Source organism: Citrobacter sp. Cpo015 (assembly GCF_030333035.1).
Lineage (GTDB): Bacteria > Pseudomonadota > Gammaproteobacteria > Enterobacterales > Enterobacteriaceae > Citrobacter > Citrobacter portucalensis.
Genome location: NZ_JAOWGS010000037.1, coordinates 138,447 through 159,746, shown reverse-complemented (window position 1 = coordinate 159,746; position 21,300 = coordinate 138,447). Strand labels below are relative to the sequence as shown.

General features: G+C 51.4%; 19 protein-coding genes and 1 tRNA gene. 15 read left to right on the top strand and 5 right to left on the bottom strand.

What is annotated here, in order from left to right; genetic code table 11:
• Window positions 1-110: 110 nt before the first annotated feature.
• From puuC to cbdX, 11 genes are all read left to right on the top strand, one after another.
• Window positions 111-1,598: an aldehyde dehydrogenase PuuC gene (puuC, locus tag OGY67_RS16555; RefSeq protein ID WP_279850371.1), complete on the top strand. Its 1,488-nt coding sequence runs from the start codon at window positions 111-113 to the stop codon at window positions 1,596-1,598.
• Between the two features lie 2 nt (window positions 1,599-1,600).
• A complete protein-coding gene (locus tag OGY67_RS16550) occupies window positions 1,601-2,881 on the top strand; it encodes an NAD(P)/FAD-dependent oxidoreductase (RefSeq protein ID WP_057068772.1) in 1,281 nt (426 codons plus the stop codon).
• A gap of 208 nt (window positions 2,882-3,089) precedes the next feature.
• Window positions 3,090-4,217, top strand: a complete 1,128-nt coding sequence (hyaA, locus tag OGY67_RS16545) for a hydrogenase 1 small subunit (RefSeq protein ID WP_286574214.1) — start codon at window positions 3,090-3,092, stop codon at window positions 4,215-4,217.
• A complete protein-coding gene (gene hyaB, locus OGY67_RS16540; RefSeq protein WP_286574213.1) occupies window positions 4,214-6,007 on the top strand; it encodes a Ni/Fe-hydrogenase large subunit in 1,794 nt (597 codons plus the stop codon). Before hyaA ends, hyaB begins: the two co-directional genes overlap by 4 nt.
• Window positions 6,008-6,025: 18 nt before the next feature.
• Window positions 6,026-6,760: a Ni/Fe-hydrogenase b-type cytochrome subunit gene (gene hyaC / locus OGY67_RS16535; RefSeq protein ID WP_032942451.1), complete on the top strand. Its 735-nt coding sequence runs from the start codon at window positions 6,026-6,028 to the stop codon at window positions 6,758-6,760.
• On the top strand, window positions 6,757-7,338 hold the full coding sequence (gene hyaD / locus OGY67_RS16530; RefSeq protein ID WP_008783836.1) for a hydrogenase 1 maturation protease: 582 nt from the start codon (window positions 6,757-6,759) through the stop codon (window positions 7,336-7,338). Before hyaC ends, hyaD begins: the two co-directional genes overlap by 4 nt.
• A 5-nt stretch (window positions 7,339-7,343) precedes the next feature.
• Window positions 7,344-7,745, top strand: coding sequence for a hydrogenase-1 operon protein HyaE (gene hyaE, locus OGY67_RS16525; protein WP_048236031.1), 402 nt, complete (start codon window positions 7,344-7,346; stop codon window positions 7,743-7,745).
• Window positions 7,745-8,602 (top strand): hydrogenase expression/formation protein, encoded by an 858-nt coding sequence (locus tag OGY67_RS16520; protein ID WP_167820345.1) that lies wholly within the window; start codon window positions 7,745-7,747, stop codon window positions 8,600-8,602. The genes hyaE and OGY67_RS16520 overlap by 1 nt, the downstream gene beginning before the upstream one ends.
• Before the next feature lie 87 nt (window positions 8,603-8,689).
• On the top strand, window positions 8,690-10,234 hold the full coding sequence (appC, locus tag OGY67_RS16515) for a cytochrome bd-II oxidase subunit 1 (RefSeq protein WP_286574210.1): 1,545 nt from the start codon (window positions 8,690-8,692) through the stop codon (window positions 10,232-10,234).
• An 11-nt stretch (window positions 10,235-10,245) separates the two neighbouring features.
• On the top strand, window positions 10,246-11,382 hold the full coding sequence (gene appB, locus OGY67_RS16510; protein ID WP_286574208.1) for a cytochrome d ubiquinol oxidase subunit II: 1,137 nt from the start codon (window positions 10,246-10,248) through the stop codon (window positions 11,380-11,382).
• A 13-nt stretch (window positions 11,383-11,395) separates the two neighbouring features.
• Window positions 11,396-11,485 carry a cytochrome bd-II oxidase subunit CbdX gene (gene cbdX, locus OGY67_RS16505; RefSeq protein ID WP_003830863.1) on the top strand — a complete coding sequence of 30 codons (90 nt, stop codon included), beginning with the start codon at window positions 11,396-11,398 and terminating at the stop codon, window positions 11,483-11,485.
• A gap of 52 nt (window positions 11,486-11,537) precedes the next feature.
• Here cbdX and OGY67_RS16500 read toward each other — a convergent pair whose 3' ends face one another.
• Both OGY67_RS16500 and pdxR read right to left on the bottom strand, forming a co-directional pair.
• Window positions 11,538-12,251 carry a GNAT family N-acetyltransferase gene (locus tag OGY67_RS16500; protein ID WP_032942443.1) on the bottom strand — a complete coding sequence of 238 codons (714 nt, stop codon included), beginning with the start codon at window positions 12,249-12,251 and terminating at the stop codon, window positions 11,538-11,540.
• A gap of 192 nt (window positions 12,252-12,443) precedes the next feature.
• On the bottom strand, window positions 12,444-13,913 hold the full coding sequence (gene pdxR, locus OGY67_RS16495; RefSeq protein ID WP_186413686.1) for a MocR-like pyridoxine biosynthesis transcription factor PdxR: 1,470 nt from the start codon (window positions 13,911-13,913) through the stop codon (window positions 12,444-12,446).
• A gap of 124 nt (window positions 13,914-14,037) precedes the next feature.
• Here pdxR and OGY67_RS16490 point away from each other — a divergent pair, with 124 nt between their 5' ends.
• The 4 genes from OGY67_RS16490 to OGY67_RS16475 all read left to right on the top strand — a co-directional run bounded on the left by OGY67_RS16490 (window position 14,038) and on the right by OGY67_RS16475 (window position 18,458).
• The gene (locus tag OGY67_RS16490) at window positions 14,038-14,487 is read left to right on the top strand and encodes a GNAT family N-acetyltransferase (protein ID WP_286574205.1); all 450 of its coding nucleotides are present in this window, start codon (window positions 14,038-14,040) and stop codon (window positions 14,485-14,487) included.
• Window positions 14,488-14,654: 167 nt separating this feature from the next.
• On the top strand, window positions 14,655-15,659 hold the full coding sequence (locus OGY67_RS16485; RefSeq protein WP_008783828.1) for a LacI family DNA-binding transcriptional regulator: 1,005 nt from the start codon (window positions 14,655-14,657) through the stop codon (window positions 15,657-15,659).
• A 153-nt stretch (window positions 15,660-15,812) separates the two neighbouring features.
• Window positions 15,813-17,264, top strand: a complete 1,452-nt coding sequence (nhaC, locus tag OGY67_RS16480) for a Na+/H+ antiporter NhaC (protein ID WP_275260632.1) — start codon at window positions 15,813-15,815, stop codon at window positions 17,262-17,264.
• 12 nt (window positions 17,265-17,276) lie between these two features.
• Complete coding sequence (locus OGY67_RS16475) at window positions 17,277-18,458, top strand: MalY/PatB family protein (protein ID WP_265640158.1); 1,182 nt, start codon at window positions 17,277-17,279, stop codon at window positions 18,456-18,458.
• Window positions 18,459-18,667: 209 nt separating this feature from the next.
• Here OGY67_RS16475 and OGY67_RS16470 read toward each other — a convergent pair.
• The 3 genes from OGY67_RS16470 to OGY67_RS16460 form a co-directional block, all read right to left on the bottom strand.
• Window positions 18,668-18,743 (bottom strand) — tRNA-Thr (locus OGY67_RS16470).
• A gap of 165 nt (window positions 18,744-18,908) precedes the next feature.
• Window positions 18,909-19,373, bottom strand: a complete 465-nt coding sequence (locus tag OGY67_RS16465; RefSeq protein WP_111466073.1) for a methyltransferase family protein — start codon at window positions 19,371-19,373, stop codon at window positions 18,909-18,911.
• Between the two features lie 265 nt (window positions 19,374-19,638).
• Window positions 19,639-21,087, bottom strand: a complete 1,449-nt coding sequence (locus tag OGY67_RS16460; protein ID WP_286574196.1) for an EAL domain-containing protein — start codon at window positions 21,085-21,087, stop codon at window positions 19,639-19,641.
• Between the last annotated feature and the right edge of the window lie 213 nt (window positions 21,088-21,300).

The window sequence follows — 21,300 nt, the reverse complement described above, 5'->3', positions numbered from 1 at the left end:
TCTTAAATAACGCGCATTAACAGGGTACATCCCTGGGGCATCGTGCAGCCTGATTTTGCCTGAAAAAGATCAGCAACGAACTTTATCTTATTGATATAAAAGGAGTAGCTATGAACTTTCAGAATCTTAAATATTGGCGTGAGAAAGCCAGCCATTATTCACCAGAGACCCGTTTATTTATTAACGGCGAATATTGTGCCGCCGCTGATAACGAAACCTTTATTACGCTGGATCCGGCAGGACAACGTCCTCTGGCTAAAGTCGCCCGCGGTAAAAAAGCGGATGTGGACCGCGCGGTAACCGCAGCCCGTACCGTGTTTGAACGCGGAGACTGGTCGCAAGCATCACCCGCAGAGCGCAAAGCGGTACTGCACAAACTCGCCGATTTAATGGAGCAGCATCACGAGGAGCTGGCGCTACTGGAAACGCTCGATACCGGTAAACCGATTCGCCATAGCCTGCGTGATGATATTCCCGGCGCGGCACGCGCCATCCGCTGGTATGCCGAAGCTATAGATAAAGTCTATGGCGAAGTTGCCACCACCTCGGTGAACGATCTGGCACTGATTGTGCGCGAACCGGTAGGCGTGATTGCCGCCATTGTACCGTGGAACTTTCCTCTGCTGCTGGCCTGCTGGAAACTCGGCCCGGCACTGGCTGCGGGTAACAGCGTGATCCTCAAGCCTTCCGAAAAATCACCGCTGACCGCCATTCGCCTGGCTGCGCTGGCTAAAAAAGCAGGTTTGCCCGATGGCGTTCTCAGCGTTGTTAGCGGGTATGGTCACGAAGCGGGTCAGGCGTTGTCACAACATCCGGATGTTGATGTGATCACCTTTACCGGCTCGACCCGTACCGGCAAGCAACTGCTCAAAGATGCTGGCGACAGCAACATGAAACGCGTCTGGCTGGAGGCCGGAGGTAAAAGCGCCAATATCGTGTTTGCCGACTGCCCGGATCTACCGAAAGCCGCCGCTAATGCAGCGGCAGGCATTTTCTACAACCAGGGTCAGGTCTGTATCGCCGGTACGCGCCTGCTGCTGGAAGAGAGTATTGCCGACGAATTTATCGCGCTGCTGAAAGAGCAGGCGAAAAACTGGCAGCCTGGCAACCCGTTGGATCCGGAAACCACGATGGGCACGCTTATCGACAATGCGCATGCCGACACCGTAGACACGTTTATTCGCGACGGTGAAGCGCAAGGCACGCTGGCGCTGGATGGCCGCAGCCACGTACATCCCGCCGCTATCGGCCCGACGATTTTTGTCGATACCGCACCGCAGGCCCACGTCAGCCGCGATGAAATCTTCGGCCCGGTACTGGTCATCACCCGTTTTAGCAGCGAAGCCGAAGCTCTGGCGCTGGCTAACGACAGTGACTACGGCCTCGGCGCCGCGGTCTGGACCCGCGATTTGTCGCGCGCCCACCGTATGAGCCGTCGCCTGAAAGCCGGCTCAGTCTTCGTGAATAACTACAACGACGGTGATATGACCGTGCCGTTCGGCGGTTATAAGCAAAGCGGTAACGGACGCGATAAATCCCTGCATGCGCTGGAAAAATTTAGCGAACTGAAAACCATCTGGATCTCCCTGGAGTCTTAATCATGACTGAACATACCAGCAGTTATTACGCCGCAAGCGCCAATCAGTACGAACCGTTTCCGACCCTTAGCGAATCGGTTAGCTGTGATGTTTGCGTCGTGGGCGGTGGATATACCGGACTCTCCTCCGCCCTGCATTTAGCGGAAATGGGTTATGACGTGGTGCTACTGGAATCCGCGCGTATTGGTTTCGGGGCCAGCGGACGTAACGGCGGTCAGTTGGTGAACTCCTACAGTCGCGATATCGACGTCATCGAACGTACCTATGGCCCGGACGCCGCTAAAATGCTCGGTGGAATGATGTTTGAAGGCGGCAATATCATCCGCGAACGCATCAAGCGTTATCAGATCGAATGCGACTATCGTCCCGGCGGGCTGTTTGTAGCGCTGAACCACAAACAGATGGAAACGCTGGAAGAGCAGAAGTCGAACTGGGAACGCTACGGCAACACGCAGCTTGAACTGTTAGACAGCAGTGAAATTCGTCGCGAAGTCAGCAGCGATCGTTATGTCGGCGCGCTGCTCGACCACAGCGGTGGTCATATTCACCCGCTGAACCTGGCGATTGGCGAAGCTAACGCCATTCGTCTGAACGGCGGACGCGTCTACGAACAGTCGCCAGTCACCCGTATTCAGCACACCAGCCCGGCGGTGGTAAGCACTGAAAAAGGCCAGGTGACGGCCCGCTTTGTGATCGTCGCGGGCAACGCCTACCTCGGAGACAAACTGGAACCTGCGCTGGCAAAAAGCAGCATGCCGTGTGGCACGCAGGTATTAACCACCGAACCGCTGTCGGCGGAGATGGCGCGTTCGCTGATCCCGAAAAACTACTGTGTGGAAGATTGTAACTACCTGCTCGATTACTACCGTCTGACCGGCGATAACCGCCTGCTGTACGGCGGTGGCGTAGTCTACGGCGCTCGCGATCCGGACGATATTGAGCGTCTGGTGATGCCGAAACTGCTGAAGACCTTCCCGCAATTGCAGGGGGTAAAAATTGATTACCGCTGGACCGGTAATTTCCTGTTAACGCTGTCTCGTATGCCGCAGTTCGGCCGTCTTGATACCAACATTTACTATATGCAGGGCTACAGCGGCCACGGCGTGACCTGTACTCACCTGGCAGGACGGCTGATTTCGGAACTGCTGCGCGGGGACGCCGAGCGCTTTGACGCGTTCGCCAAACTGCCGCACTACCCGTTCCCGGGAGGCCGCAGCCTGCGCATTCCGTTTACCGCCATGGGGGCGGCATATTACAGCTTACGCGATCGCCTTGGGGTTTAAGTTCTTCCGCGATAAACCCGACGCACAGGGCGATCCCCCCTGTGCGTTTTTTTATTCCTGGAAAGCGAAAAACAGATAACAGGTACGAAAATATCGCAATAGGACATAACCACACTCTTTGCATTGTTTCTCCCTTCCGATCGGATACGCTTTTTTAGATATCGCTGGCGGCATGCGCCAGAACTCAACGGGGGAAGAAACGCGTGTTATGAATACGAATAACGAGGAGACCTTTTATCAGGCGATGCGTCGCAAAGGCGTAAGCAGACGCAGTTTTCTCAAATATTGTAGCCTCGCGGCTACATCGCTTGGGTTGGGAGCCGGAATGACGCCCAGAATTGCCTGGGCGCTGGAGAACAAACCCCGGATCCCGGTAGTCTGGATCCACGGGCTGGAATGCACCTGCTGCACCGAATCATTTATCCGCTCCTCTCACCCACTTGCCAAAGACGTCATCCTCTCCCTGATTTCCCTCGATTACGACGACACGCTGATGGCCGCCGCCGGAACGCAGGCCGAAGAGGTATTTGAAGACATTCTGAGCCGCTACCACGGCCGATACATTCTGGCAGTCGAAGGCAACCCTCCGCTGGGCGAGCAAGGGATGTTTTGCATCAGCAGCGGGCGTCCTTTTATTGAAAAGCTAAAAAGAGCCGCAGCAGGAGCCAGCGCGATTATCGCCTGGGGAACCTGCGCCTCCTGGGGCTGCGTGCAGGCTGCCCGGCCTAACCCTACCCAGGCTACGCCGATCGATAAGGTGATCACCGATAAGCCAATCGTGAAAGTGCCCGGCTGCCCGCCGATTCCGGATGTCATGAGCGCCATCATTACCTACATGGTGACATTTGATCGTTTGCCTGAACTCGATCGTCTGGGTCGTCCGCTGATGTTCTATGGTCAGCGTATTCACGATAAATGCTACCGCCGCGCCCACTTTGACGCCGGGGAGTTCGTTGAGAGTTGGGACGATGACGCCGCCCGCAAAGGCTATTGCCTGTACAAAATGGGCTGCAAAGGGCCAACCACCTATAACGCCTGTTCCACCACTCGCTGGAATGGTGGCGTTTCCTTCCCCATCCAGTCCGGCCACGGTTGTCTGGGATGTTCGGAAAACGGCTTCTGGGATCGCGGTTCGTTCTACAGCCGCGTGGTTGATATTCCACAAATGGGGACGCATTCAACCGCCGATACCGTGGGCCTCACCGCGCTAGGCGTCGTGGCGGCCGGTGTCGGTATTCACGCAGTCGCCAGCGCCGTCAATCAACACCACCGCCACAAACAGCAACTAGCCGACGCCGGACAACAATCTCCAGACAATAAGGATAAACAGGCATGAGCAATTCGTATCAAACCCAGGGATATACGGTCAATAATGCCGGTCGCCGCCTGGTTGTCGACCCCATCACGCGCATTGAAGGCCATATGCGTTGTGAAGTGAACATTAATGAGCAGAACATCATCACCAACGCGGTTTCCTGCGGCACCATGTTCCGCGGGCTGGAGATCATTCTACAGGGGCGCGACCCGCGCGATGCCTGGGCATTTGTCGAACGAATTTGCGGAGTGTGCACCGGCGTACATGCGCTCGCCTCGGTCTATGCCATTGAGGACGCTATTGGCATAAAGGTGCCCGACAACGCCAACATCATTCGCAATATTATGCTGGCGACGCTGTGGTGCCACGACCATCTGGTGCACTTTTACCAGTTAGCCGGAATGGACTGGATTGACGTGCTGAATGCACTGAAAGCAGACCCGCGCGCCACATCGCAGTTGGCACAAAGCCTTTCAGCCTGGCCGATGTCTTCTCCAGGCTACTTCTTTGACGTTCAAAATCGCCTGAAGAAATTTGTCGAAGGCGGTCAGTTGGGGATTTTCCGCAACGGTTATTGGGGACATCGGCAGTACAAGCTGTCGCCAGAGGCCAACCTGATGGGCTTTGCCCACTATCTGGAAGCGCTCGATTTTCAGCGTGAGATCATCAAAATCCATACGGTGTTTGGCGGTAAGAATCCGCATCCGAACTGGATTGTCGGCGGGATGCCGTGCGCTATCAATATCGATCAGAGCGGCGCGGTAGGCGCAGTCGATATGGAACGCCTTAACCTGGTGCAGTCGATCATCACCCGCACCGCCGACTTCATCAACAACGTCATGGTGCCTGACGCGCTGGCTATCGGCCAGTTCAATAAACCCTGGAGCCAGATTGGCACCGGGCTTTCTGATAAGTGCGTCTTAAGCTACGGCGCGTTCCCGGATATCGCCAATGACTTCAGCGCGAAGAGCCTGTTGATGCCTGGCGGCGCGGTGATTAACGGTGATTTTAACAACGTCATGCCGGTGGACCTGGACGATCAGCAGCAAATTCAGGAGTTTGTCGATCATGCCTGGTATCGTTATCCGGACGATCAATTAGGCCGTCACCCGTTCGAAGGGATTACTGAACCTTGGTATAACCCGGGCGATGTCAAAGGCAGTGATACCGATATCAAGCAGCTCAACGAACAGGAACGCTATTCGTGGATTAAAGCCCCGCGCTGGCGGGGACACGCTATGGAAGTTGGGCCGTTGGCGCGTACGCTGATTGCCTATCACAAAGGGGATGCCGCCACGATTGAATCCGTGGATCGCATGATGTCCGCCCTCAAGCTGCCACTATCGGGTATGCAATCAACGCTGGGACGTATTCTGTGCCGCGCGCACGAAGCGCAGTGGGCCGTGAGCAAGCTGCAATATTTCTTCGACAAGCTGATGACCAACCTGAAAAACGGCAATCTGGCTACCGCAAATACCGAAAAGTGGGAGCCTGAAAGCTGGCCGCAGCACTGTCGCGGGATCGGTTTTACCGAAGCGCCGCGCGGAGCATTAGGCCACTGGGCATCGATTCGCGACCAGAAGATCGACCTGTATCAATGCGTGGTGCCGACCACCTGGAATGCCAGCCCGCGCGATCCAAAGGGACAAATTGGCGCTTACGAGGCGGCGCTGATGGGCACCCAAATGGCGATACCGGATCAACCGTTGGAGATCCTGCGCACCTTGCACAGCTTCGACCCCTGCCTGGCATGTTCAACCCACGTACTCGGCGACGACGGCAGCGAACTTATCGCCGTCCAGGTTCGCTAAGCGTTAAGGAACGGAACGATGACTGGAAAAACATCCCCACGCGTCGGGGAGGCGCGTGATACCGCCACCAGCCACTATGTGTTTGAAGCGCCAGTACGCTTGTGGCACTGGCTGACGGTGGGCTGCATGTTGGTGTTGATGGTGACCGGATACTTCATTGGCCGACCGCTGCCGTCGGTCAGCGGTGAGGCCACTTATCTGTTCTATATGGGCGACATTCGGCTGGTGCATTTCGCCGCCGCCATGGTGTTCACGGTGATACTGCTGATGCGCATTTACTGGGCCTTCGTCGGTAACCGTTATTCACGCGAACTGTTTATCGTGCCGGTCTGGCGGCGCAGCTGGTGGCAGGGTGCGTATTCTGTGGTGCGTTGGTATCTGTTTCTGGAAAAAAAACCGGGAGATGATATCGGTCATAACCCCATCGCACAGGCGGCGATGTGCGGTTATTTCCTGCTTTCCGTTTTTATGATCCTCACCGGTTTTGCCTTATACAGCGAACATAGCCAGTACGCCATTTTTACCCCTTTCCGCTATGTGACGGAGTTTTTCTACTGGACCGGCGGGAACTCTCTCGATATCCACAGCTGGCATCGGTTAGGGATGTGGTTCATCGCCGCCTTCATCGTAGGCCATGTGTATATGGCGATTCGTGAGGACATCATGTCTGACGAGACCGTCATCTCAACCATGATTAACGGCTTTCGTAGCCATAAGTTTCCCAAGGGTCAGCACGATAAGGAGGCGTCATGAGCGAACCTAACGTCATCGTGATGGGCTTAGGCAACCTGCTGTGGGCAGATGAAGGGTTTGGTATTCGCCTCGCTGAGCGCCTGTACGCTCATTATCACTGGCCTGAATCGGTAGAGATTGTTGACGGAGGCACGCAGGGACTGAATCTGCTGGGCTACGTTGAGCAGGCCAGCCATTTGCTGCTGCTTGACGCCATCGACTACGGGCTTGAGCCGGGAACCCTGCAAACTTACGCCGGAGACAAAGTCCCGAGTTACCTCAGCGCTAAAAAAATGAGTCTGCATCAGAACAGCTTCTCTGAAGTGCTGGCTCTGGCGGATATTCGCGGCCATCTCCCCGCGCACATCGCTCTGGTGGGACTACAGCCGGTACAGCTGGACGACTATGGCGGCAGCCTGACCGACATCGCGCGCGCTCAGCTCCCGGCGGCAGAACAGGCCGCGCTTACGCAACTGGCCGCGTGGGGCATTGCGCCACAGATAAGCGATGAAACGCGTTGCCTGAACTATGACTGCCTGTCGATGGAAAACTATGAAGGCGTGCGTATTCGCCAGTATCGCGTAACGCTGGAGAGATAATTAACATGTTGAATGACCAACCGTTTTCTGCGCTATGGCAGCGAATGCTGGCTAAGGGCTGGCAACCGCTGAGCGCATCTGAACTGGATGACTGGATAACCCGCGTGCGTAATGGCGTGGTCCTGCTCAGTAGCGATCCCCGCCGTACACCGGAAGTCAGCGATAACCCGGTCATGATTGCCGAGTTGCTCCGCGAGTTTCCCCAGTTTGACTGGCACATCGCCATGGCGGATCTTGAACACAGCGAGGCGATCGGCGATCGCTTTGGCGTGTTCCGTTTTCCGGCTACCCTGGTGTTTACCCAAGGTGAGCTGCGCGGCATTCTCAGCGGTATCCACCCGTGGGCCGACTTGCTCAACCTGATGCGTCCCCTCGTTGAAGAACGTATACCGCCGGAGTCTGCATGATGAGCGATTCCTTTTTTCATCTGCTGGGGCCAGGAACGCAGCCGGGTGATGACAGCTTCAGCATGAACCCCTTGCCCCTCACCTGCCAGGTCAACAGCGACCCCAGCATGGCAACACTGGAAAACTGTCCGCACAGCCCGGCGGTGATGGCATTGTTAGCCGATGTGCGCCACCAGCTCACCCAGAGAATTCCCGCCAAACAGGATGTGCTGGGATGGGATTTATCCTCGCTCAATGCAGACGATCTCACCTTTCTGAATACGCTACTCGGCGAAGGCGAAGTTTCCGTGCGCATTCAGCATGCTGACGGCAGGGCGAGCGAGATTCAGGAGTCGATTTTCTGCGGTATCTGGCGGGTGCGTTGTCAGAATGACAAGGGGCAATGGCAGGAACATCTGGAAGCAGGTAGCGCGCCACGGGCGCTGTGGCAGGCGGCAACAATCAATACGCTGCCGGACGATAGCCTGCTGCCTCCGCCTATAGATGGGTTGATGAATGGCCTGACGCTGGCCCAGGAACTGCTGGCGCACGTGCGCGATCCGGCAGCGCAACCCCATAGCATTAACCTCACCCAACTGCCGATTAGCGACGCGGATCGCCTGTTCCTCGCCCGCCTGTGCGGCGAAGGGCACATTCAAATCCGCACCATCGGCTACGGCGAGAGCCAAATCGACGCCACGGCGCTGCGCCATGTCTGGCATGTTCGCTGTCTGGATACCCTGAAAGGGCTTCTGCTTGAGAGTTATGAGATCTGTCCGTTGCCGGAACTGGTGTTGGCCGCACCGGAAGATCTGCTCGACTCGCTCGAGCGGCTGGATGAAGTCTGCGGCTGGCTGGCATCCGGCCCGCCTGCCTGATCCCCTCTTTAGACCCGCGTACTTGTCTACTGCGGGTCTGACGTTTTTTTCTTACCTATTCACTCTCTAATGCCTGATGGAGTTCGCATGTGGGACGTCATTGACCTATCGCGCTGGCAGTTTGCGCTGACCGCGCTGTACCATTTTCTGTTTGTTCCCCTGACGCTGGGGCTGATTTTTTTGCTAGCCATCATGGAAACCCTGTTCGTGGTGACCGGCAAAACAGTCTACCGCGACATGACGCGTTTCTGGGGAAAGCTATTCGGTATTAACTTTGCGCTCGGCGTGGCAACCGGCCTGACCATGGAGTTTCAGTTCGGTACTAACTGGTCGCTCTATTCCAACTATGTGGGTGATATTTTCGGTGCCCCGCTGGCGATGGAAGCCTTGATGGCCTTCTTTCTTGAATCCACCTTCGTGGGGCTGTTCTTCTTTGGCTGGCAGCGCTTAAACAAGTATCAGCATTTACTGGTGACCTGGCTGGTTGCGTTTGGCTCTAACATTTCGGCCCTGTGGATCCTCAACGCCAACGGCTGGATGCAATATCCAACTGGCGCTCACTTTAATATTGATACTCTGCGCATGGAGATGAGCAGCTTTAGCGAGCTGGTCTTTAACCCCGTCAGCCAGGTGAAATTTGTGCATACCGTGATGTCTGGTTATGTCACCGGCGCCATGTTTGTGATGTCCATCAGCGCCTGGTATTTGCTGCGTGGTCGCAATCGCGAGTTCGCCCGGCGCTCCTTCGCGGTGGGTTCCGTCTTTGGCACGCTGGCTATCCTCGGCACGCTACAACTGGGTGATAGCTCAGCCTATGAGGTCGCCCAGATCCAGCCGGTAAAACTGGCGGCAATGGAGGGCGAATGGCAAACCGAACCGGCCCCCGCGCCCTTTCATGTCATCGCCTGGCCGCAGCAGGAGCAAGAGCGTAACGCCTTTGCCGTGAAAATACCGGCCCTGCTGGGTATTCTGGCGACCCACTCTTTGGATACGCCGGTTCCGGGGCTGAAAAACCTGATGGCGGACGCGCTCCCACGCCTGCAGCGAGGCCGGGAGGCATGGTTACTGATGCAGGAAATTGCCAAAGGTAACCGCACGCCTCAGGTACTGAACGCTTTTCACGCTGTGGAGAAAGATCTGGGTTACGGCATCCTGCTGGCGAACTACGCGCCTGACATGAACCACGTTACGCCAGCGCAATATCAGGCCGCGCAACGCGGCGCCATTCCGCAAGTGGCCCCCGTGTTCTGGAGCTTTCGCATCATGATTGCTTGCGGTTCGCTGCTGCTACTGGTGATGGCGATTGCGTTGATACAGACCTTACGCTGGCGTATCGACCAGCATCGCTGGGTACTGCGCATGACGCTGTGGAGCCTGCCGCTCCCGTGGATTGCCATCGAAGCTGGCTGGTTTATGACGGAGTTTGGCCGCCAGCCGTGGGCGATTCAGGATATTTTGCCGACATGGTACGCCCACTCCGCGCTGAGCGCAGGCCAACTGGCCTTCTCGATGGGGCTAATTCTCACGCTTTACACCCTGTTTTTAATTGCTGAGGTCTACCTGATGCAGAAATACGCGCGCCTTGGTCCAGATGCAATGCATAACCAGCAACCAACGCAACAACAGGGATAAAGGAGACAATCATGTTGGATTATGAAACGTTGCGGCTCATTTGGTGGCTGCTGATTGGCATCATTCTGGTGGCCTTTATGGTCACTGACGGGTTTGATATGGGGGTCGGCTGCCTGTTACCGCTGATCGCGCGAAACGATGATGAGCGTCGGGTGTTGATTAATAGCGTCGGGGCGCACTGGGAAGGTAACCAGGTGTGGCTCATTCTGGCGGGCGGTGCATTATTCGCGGCCTGGCCACGGGTCTATGCCGCCGCATTTTCGGGGTTTTATGTAGCGATGATCCTGGTGCTGTGTGCTCTTTTCTTTCGCCCGTTGGCCTTTGATTATCGCGGCAAAATAGCCAATGCGCACTGGCTTGCTATGTGGGACACCGGGTTGGTTATCGGGAGCCTGGTCCCTCCTGTTATCTTCGGCGTCGCGTTCGGCAACCTGTTCCTGGGCGTGCCTTTTATCTTCACACCACAGCTTCATGTGCAATACCTGGGCACTTTCTGGCAGTTACTCTCACCCTTTGCGCTGCTGTGCGGCGCATTAAGCCTGATGCTGGTTATTCTGCAAGGGGGCGTGTGGCTCCAGTTGAAGACCGACGGCATTCTTCACCAACGCGCGCTCTCTGCTACCCGTCGTAGCGCAATGCTGGTCGTGCTCTGCTTTCTGTTAGCCGGTTACTGGCTATGGACGGGGATCGACGGCTATGTGCTACTTAGCCAGGATCCGAATGGTCCTTCCAACCCGCTATTAAAAATGGTAACGACCTCACCGGGCGCGTGGATGGCGCACTTTTATCAGTCACCACTGCTGTTAATTATTCCGCTGCTTGGCATGATTTTCCCGATGCTCGCGATCTATGCCTGCGGGCAACGTCGGGCCGTATGGGGATTTCTGTGCGCTTCACTGACCCAGGCCTGCGTGATCTTCACCGCCGGAATCACCCTGTTTCCGTTTGTGATGCCTTCAAGCGCGTATCCGCTCTCTAGCCTGACGGTGTGGGACAGTACCTCCAGCCAGATGACGCTCAGTATCATGCTGGTTATTGTGCTGATTTTTCTACCGATCGTTCTGCTTTATACCGTGTGGAGTTATTACAAAATGCTGGGACGAATCAATGTAGAAACGATCCGCCGCCACAATCACGAACTTTACTAGGGAGGACCGTACGATGTGGTATCTGTTTTGGTTTGTCGGCATTCTGCTGATGTGCGCACTCTCCACGCTGGCGCTGGTCTGGCTGGAGTCGCGGCAGAAATAATACTGCGCGTGCGCTACGCTTTCTGGCTCCCCGGTTTATTCGGGGAGCTTTTTTATCCCCTTTCCATCAGTTCGCCAAGGCGCCGAATCTGCCGTCCCTGGCTATCGAAATTACCCTCATCGAGCCACAGATCGTAGGCAGGTCGAAGTGTCGGGTACTCGCCGTCGATGATTGAGTACCATGCGGTATCACGATTTCGTCCACGGGTAACAATAGCCTGCCGAAATATACCTTCAAAACTGAAGCCAAAGCGCTCTGCCGCCCTACGGGAAGGAGCATTGAAGGCATCACATTTCCATTCAAAGCGGCGATAGCCCAGATCCTCAAAAACGTACTTTAAAAGCAATGAGATGACTTCCGTTGAAATTCGCGTGCGTTTCATGCGTACGGAGTAAGAAACATGCCCTACCTCAATCACACCATTTGCGGGATCAATCCGCATAAGAGCAAACGTCCCAACAGGTTTCATACTGGTTAAATCGATCACGGCAAAATGCATCGGATCTGTCTGTTCTTCCATGTTTTTTAAATAAACCAGGAAGGCATCAAAAGTTTCAAAAGGCCCGACCGCCAGATATGTCCAGTCACGACAATCGCTTGCTTCGCAGTACGCTTCATACAACTCTTTTGCATGGCGTTCGGTGTTAATGCGTTCAAGCTTACAATAGCGACCTGTAATTTGCTGAGCCTGTGGAAAGGGTGCGCCTTTCCAGTCAGACAAAGTCATACCTACTGGTTGTTGGAATTGATTAAAGACGCCCGGCATATCTGTACCTCTTACAAAACAGAACTAAACCAGCGCAGGGTATGATCAAACTGAGCGGCCCAAAAGAACCACAATGCGTGTTTTTAACGGATCCACACTCTTTAATTGTACAAAAAACAGGCACTATATTTTTGCCCGTAGCGAAAGAAACGTATTTACTGCATTAATGCTAAGAGCTGAATAAATTATAATTTAAATAACCTGAGCCAAACGGCGAATCCCATCAACAATTGCCTCTACCGGATGATTTGCAAAACCAATCAAAATCCCCTGTCGTGAGACATCGCTCTGGTAATAACGACTTAGTGATAATATTCCCATCCCTAGTAATCTGGCTTGCTCCTCAACTTCATTTCCGGTTAATCCGTTTTGTAGCCAGCACACAATATGGACGCCAGAGTCAGAAGGTTGCACAATCATTTTATCAGCCAGGTATTCTTGAATAGCATTGACCAGCGCAGTTCTTCTTTCATAGCATGCCTTACGAATTCGGCGCACATGACTGGCATAGTGACCATCCTCAATAAAATTCGCCATCACAGCCTGTTCAAGATAACTGGTGCCAAGATCGGAAAAATATTTCGTCACCATAATCTGTTCTTGTAAACCCGGCGGGACAACTAAAAAACCTAAACGGAATTCCGGGTACATCATTTTAGAAAATGTTCCGGCGTAGATTACGCGTTGATTCTGATCTAATCCTTGCAGAGCTTGTAAAGAACGGTCGGCATAACGGAACTCGCTATTATAGTCATCTTCAAATATCCATGCCTGATTCGACTTCGCCCATTCCAGCAACTCAAAACGTCGGGATAAACTCAACGTTCCACTTAATGGATATTGATCCGACGGGACGACATAGGCCAGCTTAGCGTCAGGAAAATGATCAATACCATAGCGGACGTTCATTCCCTCGCTATCTACCGGTACCGGCCTCACCATCGCGCCAACTGACATGAAGGCTCCGCGAGCGCCTTTGTAACCCGGGTCGTCCAGCCAAACATCACTTCCTGCCGACAGCAATGCTCGTGCAGTAATGTTCAATGCCTGTTGAATACCATTTACGATGATTATCTGTTCTTCGTTACAGTTCACTCCACGCGTTGTTTTAATGTAGCGGCAAACCGCTTTTCTCAAAGGAAGGTACCCGCAAGGATGAGTGTGAGCGCCCAGTTGATGCCGGGATTGTCTCCAGACACGTTGCAGTAGCTTTCCCCATAACGCATGCGGGAAGAGATCCGTACACCCGACACCAACCGCAAATAGGCGGTTCATGCCGCGCCCTTCATACTCATTTGACCACAAATCGCGAACAGGATTATTTCGGCTGTGAACCTGTTCATCAGGCGAGACAACGTCCCCCGACGCCATCTTTGGATAGCTATTGCTGATACTCCGATCCGGAATATTATGTGAGACATATGTTCCAGACCCTTTACGGGTCAGGATATACCCTTCATCTAATAGCCTGTCATAACCGGCGATCGCTGAGTTTCGTGAAATTGACATCATCTCGGACAATGCCCTGGTTGACGGCATTTTTGTTCCTGGCGGCAATCGCCCTTCGAGGATGTGATCGCGGAGGATGTGGTAAACCTGCTCCTTAACCGCGCCTTTTCCTAAAACAAATCCTTGAAATAAAGGCGCATTGTTTTTCTTCATTGTATTAACCTTTATACTAAAAGTGGATCCTATCAATATATCGAAAGTGTCTCTTTACGAGAAATTATAAAGTTCTTAGTATCATCATACTAACACATTACTCGTATAAAATATCAGGATATATATGACTAACATGAATACCGTTACTATTGAAAGTGCAGAACAAAAAGACTACGCCAGTTGGCTTCCTTTATGGATAAACTATCAAACATTTTATCGCACTAAAATTTCAGATGAAGTAACAAAATTAACGTGGGAGCGTTTCCTTACCCCGAGCGAACCTGTTTATTGTGCTGTTGCCAAATATGATGGAAAAATAGTGGGACTGGTGCATTATCTCTTTCATCGTTCAACATGGGCAGAATCCAACTATTGCTATCTCGAAGATTTATTTGTTAGTGAAGAGGTACGTGGCCAACATATCGGTAAACAGCTTATCGAGTATGTCCAACAACAAGCCAAAAAACACCACGCGTTAAGATTATACTGGCATACGCATGAAACCAATCTCCGTGGACAACGTCTGTATGACTGGGTGGCCCAAAAGAGCGGGATGATCGAATATCGTATGTAAGGATAATAATACTCAGGATAGTATTTAATTATTCAGTACTAAAAATAAGCCTCTGAGTAGATATACTCAGAGGATGTCTCGGTGACAAATCCCCCCAACCTGAATAAGATAAGGAAAAGACCCAGCGATAAGCAAATTCTTAAGAATTAAAAAGGTAAAGAGCCAGCATGGCAACGATAAAGGATGTTGCAGAGTTAGCGGGAGTGTCCACCGCAACAGTTTCACGTGTTATTAATCAAACCGCATGGGTTGAACCCGTGACGCGTGAGCGTGTTGAAAAAGCCATGCGCGAACTGAACTATCATCGCAATGCCGCCGCTATTGCATTAGCGAAACGCAGCGGTGACATGCTCGGGTTATTGACCGGCAACCTTGCCGATCCCTTTTTTGCCAGGCTTGCCCGAGGCGTGGAAGAAGTATCACGCCAGCAGCAATTTCGGCTGATGGTATGCAGCGGTGGCCACGATGAAGGAATGGAAAAATCAGGACTCGATTTCCTGATAAACCAGGGCTGTGAAGCTATTGTGGTCCATGCCAGTAGGCTGTCGGAAAAGGAACTGTTGCGATATGCCGCTCATTTTCCTGCCATGGTGGTCGTGAACCGCTATATTGCCGGGATGGCCAATCGCTGCGTGTGGCTGGAAAATAGTCAAGCAGCTAAAACAGCCACGCTACATCTCCTGGAACAGGGGCACCGTTGTATTGCCTGCGTGACAAGTGACTTACCGATTATCGATCGCCGTGAGCGACTGGAAGGCTATCGCCAGGCGCTGGCTGAATATGGCATTACGCCAGATAAAAACTGGGTGATTAGCGTGCCCTTTAATGAAGAAGGTGGCGAACGCGCTGCACACCAGCTGCTTAATTGCGGCATTCCTTTCACCGCAGCGGTGACGTTTAATGATGTAATGGCCGCCGGGATTATGCGCATCCTCCATCAGCAGGGAATTACACTTCCGCAGCAGCTTTCGATCGTTGGATTTGATGATGTGGTGATGGCCCGCTATCTCTACCCCGCACTCACAACTATGCATTATCCCGTTGAGCGCATGGCTCGCTGCGCTTCGCAGCTGGCGATACAGCTTTTTAAGGGCGCAACTCAGCGTCCCAGCGTGAATAGTTTCACTGCGGATTTAGTGATCCGCGATTCTGTTCTTCCCCCCTCTCTCTGAAATCAATGCGTAAATCGTCAAGCCCCTGAATTGTGATCGACTTCAAGTTTAACGTCTTCATGTAATCGCTTACATGAGGGCCAATGAGCGATCACAGTCAGGCAAAAGGGTGTTCTCTACTCTTGAGCGACCTTACAGACTGGAGATTCATGAATGAATGCCTCTCAAAATCAGAAAAAAACACTCTCATTTGGACTGGCAGTGATCCCTATTTTAGCCATGCTACTGCTGCTAATTATTGGCTACGGCATCATGGGGCTACGTATTGAGCCCTTGTTGCTATGTTCTGCTGCAGTCGCCGCGGGCATGGCCTGGTGGCAAGGGTATTGCTGGGAAGACATCATTAATTCGGTGGTTGATAAACTCGCCAAAGCAATGCCGGTTATCATGATTCTTATCTGTGTTGGCGGCCTGATTGGTACATGGATGTTCAGCGGCACCATCCCTTACATGGTGTACTGGGGACTTAAACTCATCAGCCCCGAATACATTCTCATCGCCGCCTTCTTTTTGACCAGCGTCGTATCGGTGTGTACCGGAACCTCCTGGGGTTCCGCCGGAACGGTTGGCGTAGCATTGATGGGCGTTGCCGCCGGACTGGATGTTTCGATGGCAGCAGCGGCAGGTGCCGTTGTTTCTGGCGCTTACTTCGGTGACAAGATATCGCCGCTGTCAGACTCCACCAACTTTGCGGCCATTGTTGCAGATACCACCCTTTTCGAGCATATCCAGCACTTATTGTGGACCACTCTTCCCAGCTTTCTGCTTGCCGCCGTGGTTTATCTTATTGCCGGCCACAGCAATATGCTCGGCGAGGTCGCCACGCCGCAACGGGTTACCGATATTGTCAACGCTCTGGAGTCGCTATACCACTTCAATATCATTCTGATTTTGCCGCCAGTTATTGTGTTGTGGGGCGCGATTCGTAAAAAGCCGGTCATTCCTTTAATGCTGAGTGCATGCGTATTAGCCCTGATTCTGGGCGTTGTCATGCAAGGACTCAGCATCAAGCAGGGACTGGATGCCTTTATAGATGGATTTAACATTACTATGTTCCCGCAAGGGAGTGAGGGCATTATTGTTGATGTTCCGCGCCTGCTGAACCGCGGCGGAATGTTCTCAATGATGAGCACTATCCTTCTGGTATTTTGCGCATTCTCTTTTGCCGGTGCCTTAACGTTAACCGGCGCGCTCAACATTATCATTAACCGCTTACTGACGGTCATTCACAGTGTCGGTCAGTTAATTGCGGCAACCATTGGTACCACCCTTCTGGTGACCGGAGCGACAAGCGACGGCAAGCTGGCTCTTCTGGTTCCAGCTGAACTATTTAAAGACGCATATCGTCGTATGGGACTGGATACCAAAAATCTGTCCCGCACTATTGAAGACGCTGGCACCGTTATTGAGCCGTTGTTGCCGTGGACCGCTGCCGGAGTTTATATGGCCACGACATTAGGAGTGAGCACGCTGGATTTATTGCCATGGGCGATTCAGTGCTATGCCGCAATCTTCTTCGCCTTGATTTACGGTTTCACGGGAATCGGTATTGCGAAGGCGCCATCAGTGGCAGAAACAGAAAAAAATATTACGGCAACAGAATAGGGAGAGCATGTAATGGATTTTAATAAGATTATCGATCGTCACGATACCGCCTCGCTGAAATGGGACTTTATGGCGCGATATTTCGGCGAGGATACACATCAACTGTTGCCAATGTGGGTGTCTGATTTTGACTTTACTTGCCCGCCCGCTGTTCAGGAAGCTTTAACTCATCGCGTCGGGCACGGTATTTTTGGTTACAGCGAACGACCACAAAGCTACTTTGATTCATTAATCTCATGGTTCTCAACCCGGCATCAGCTGGAAATCAAGCAAGAGTGGATCTGCAGTATTGAAGGTGTTGTTCCGGGATTATCGCTACTCGTACAAATGCTGAGTCAACCCGGTGAAGGCGTGGTCGTTCAGGGACCTTATTATGGCTCATTCGCTAAAATTATCTCTCTGAACGGCAGACAGCTGCTGGAAAATCCGTTGTATGAGGACCCGGCTACCGGTTATCAAATGGATTTTGCTCACCTGGAAATGTTATTCCGGACTGAACGTCCGCCGTTGATGATTTTATGTAATCCGCATAATCCAACCGGTCGTTGTTGGTCTGCACAGGAGCTGGAACAGCTACTTACGCTATGCGAGACCTATGATGTAACGTTGCTGTCTGATGAGATATGGGCAGATTTATTGCTTCCAGGAGAACAATTTACTTCAGTTCTGCATCTGGGAGAACGCTGGCATTCGCGTGTAATTTCAGCTACTTCAGCCAGTAAAACGTTTGGTTTGTCGACATTGCGTATTGCTAATTTTCTGATACCGGCACCGGCATTGCGTGAACACTTTTTACGCCGTCTGGATGCGCATGGACTGGATGTATTCAATGCGCTATCCGTCGAGGCGAGTACGGCTGCATGGCAACATGGTGCACCATGGTTAGACGATTTACTTGGCTATCTGGCTGAAAATCGACGCTGGTTTATTCAACAAATTGATGAATATCTCCCATGGGCTCGGGTTGTTCCTTCCCAGGCAACGTATCTACTGTGGATAGATTGCAAAGCGCTTGGACTGGATGATGAGCAGCTCAAATGGGTAATGCTTGATGTTGCCGGTATTGCGCCTTCAATGGGAAATGGCTTTGGTCCTGCTGGAAATGGTTTTATCCGCCTGAACATGGGATGTCCACGCGCCTACCTCGAAAAAGCGGTAGAGGGGTTGAAGCGTATTGCATTTACATCCTGTTGAATCTGCTCAGTAAACGAATCGGCCCTGGCGCAGGGCCGCTCGATATTATCAGCCATTTCGACGAGGCCTGATTAACGGCCTCTTAACTACCAACCAAGAATGGCGATACGGAGAACGTGGTGCAGGTTACCCGAAAAATAAGATGTGCGCTGAAAACCGCAGTAAACGGGCTTTTAGTTGATTTCGGTAGACCTGGGAAGATTTTGAAATGGTGCCGATAATAGGAGTCGAACCTACGACCTTCGCATTACGAATGCGCTGCTCTACCAACTGAGCTATATCGGCCCTGATAAGGACATGCCCACGAATGTGAACACGGGGTAGAAGGTTAAAACTAACCGGGCGATGCGTCAATGGCCTTGCGAATCAAACGCCTATTTTTGCATCATCCGGTTTCAATAACGCACGAATCGTGTCGTCACAGGTGTCCTGGTACGCGGCAAGGGAATTCTATAACCAGCGGCGAACACGCTGCTCATAGCGTATCCATTCCGGCCCGAAATGTTTTCGCAGTTGTTCCTCTTCAAAATCAATATGTAATCTGGCAACCACCAGTATAAACAGCGGTGCAGCCAATATTCCAATCAGGCTACCAACGTAGAGAGAAAAAGCTAACTGGAGTCCACTCATTCCAAGATAGATTGGATTGCGGCTCCAGGCATAACATCCGCCAGTAACAAGTGTGGTCGATTTCTCTGCATGCAGTGGGTTTAGCGTCGTACGTTTCTTCCGCATCTGCCACGCGGTATGCAGTATCATCGCCAGACTGACGCTAGCCAACAATGCACTTATTACGATAGTCACCGCGCCAAATGTGAAACGCGGGATCGCCGTCAACGCATCCGCGATGAGGAATAATAACAGGATGAGTGGTGGTGGAAGCCAGACTCTTAATTTTTGCAGGAAATGACGCATGGCTACGGGCAAACCTCAGTACCTGTTTGATTAACGCTGATATCACTATAAATACCCCGTTTAAGATACATAAACAAACGGTGCATACTTCACTGTAGGACTTTTTACTTAACCAGACAGAAAGGCAGCGATGCAAAGACGCCAATACCAGAGGCGTCTGCCCCTGGTGTTCAGGAAAAAATCATGCTGCAGGCCATGTCAGCTCAGAGCACATACTCGTTTAAAGGTTTTACCCTTCATATGTAAAAACCGTGTCAAAAATGAATTACGTAGATAAAGGTGAATCCGACGCTGATTCAAACAAATCTACAGACTGCTGGTAATACCGGATAAAATCATTAAATGTCACTGGCGGTAGAAACTGATACCCCTGCAGATAGTCAACATTATTTTTTCCCAGCCATTGTTGCTGATAGTCATTTTCAACGCCCTCGGCCACCGTACGTAACCCCAGAAGTCCTGAAAGGTGAGTAATTGACTCGAGCATAGGGATATATTGATCAACCTCTTTAATTTCCTTAATGAAGCTTTTATCAATTTTGATTACATCCAGGTCTAACTCATTGAGATAGCAGAGATTAGCGTATCCAGTACCAAAATCATCCAAAGCGAACAAAACACCTTTATTTCGTAACGAACGAATAAGTTCTTTGATTGCAGGAGTGATCGTGAACGTCTGGTTCTCTGTTATCTCTATCATCAATTTTATCGGCAGACCTTGCGTTATCTCCATAAAATTAAGGCATTCCCAATAGAATACAGGATTATTTAAACCTGACGGACTGACATTAAAAGAAACGAACAGTGTTTTATTAATGCTTGCGCCTCCAGAGACCAGATTGCGCGCAACAGCGGTCATTAAATAGCTAGTTAACTCATTGATTAAGCCAATTTTTTCAGCCAATGGAATAAACTCTCGCTGAGAAATAGCATAGTTATGTCCCTGTGGCCAACGAGCCAATACCTCAACGCCACAAACATCGCCCCTGATATTCACGATGGGTTGAAAATAAGGAATGATCTCCTCATTCCTTATTGCCATACTCAGTCTACTAGTATCCGAAACATCATATGAGTCAGTGTAAACTGTATCCCCACTCACATTATTATTGATTATAGAACCTTCATTTAATAAATTATTTCGAGTTAAAAAGATAACAGTTTCATTAAAATTGGAAAAGCCGAGGCGAGCAGTAATTTTATCCCGATATCGATACACTGACTTAATTGTTAGCGAATTAGCAATACAGAAATCATGCAGTTTTTCTTTTGTGAATGATGAATACAGCATTTCTTCTTCAAATTCAGTCAAGTTAAAAGTAAACATCGGTGAATCTTTATTGACTTCCACAACTTTGTTAGGTGCCAATAGACTCTCTTTTAATTGAGCGATCAACTGCTCCGACAATTCCCCCCCATTGATAAAGGAATATTCTTCATATCCCCGATTAACAGGCAGGGTTTCGCACATCCGCAGAACAATACAGTGTATGTTGATGAACTGTGTACTGTTTCTCTGAAGCCATTTTTTGACCAATAATAATGGCAACCGGTTATCGATCACCAGCAAGCAGGACGGATATTGCGACATAACTGACTGCGTGCCAGAAATAAATGTCCGTGCATCGATCAATACCAGATTTGGTAACCATGCTTTTATTCCTGAAAAAAGGAAAGTATCATAACTGAGCAGAAAAATTTTTTTCGTATTCATAGTTATCACCAACTTAAATTTATGGCATAGCAGGTCCCTCGCTCTATTCACGAGAGAATATACAACACCTTCGACCTCCAATAATCATAAGGCGATTCGTGATATAACTTTATCCATAAGCCATATCACGTAAATTCAGAATTTATAATCACAGTTATCCATATGAGTATTCTCATCACACCGTAAGTTCCATTTAAAAATTGAAAAAGAAAA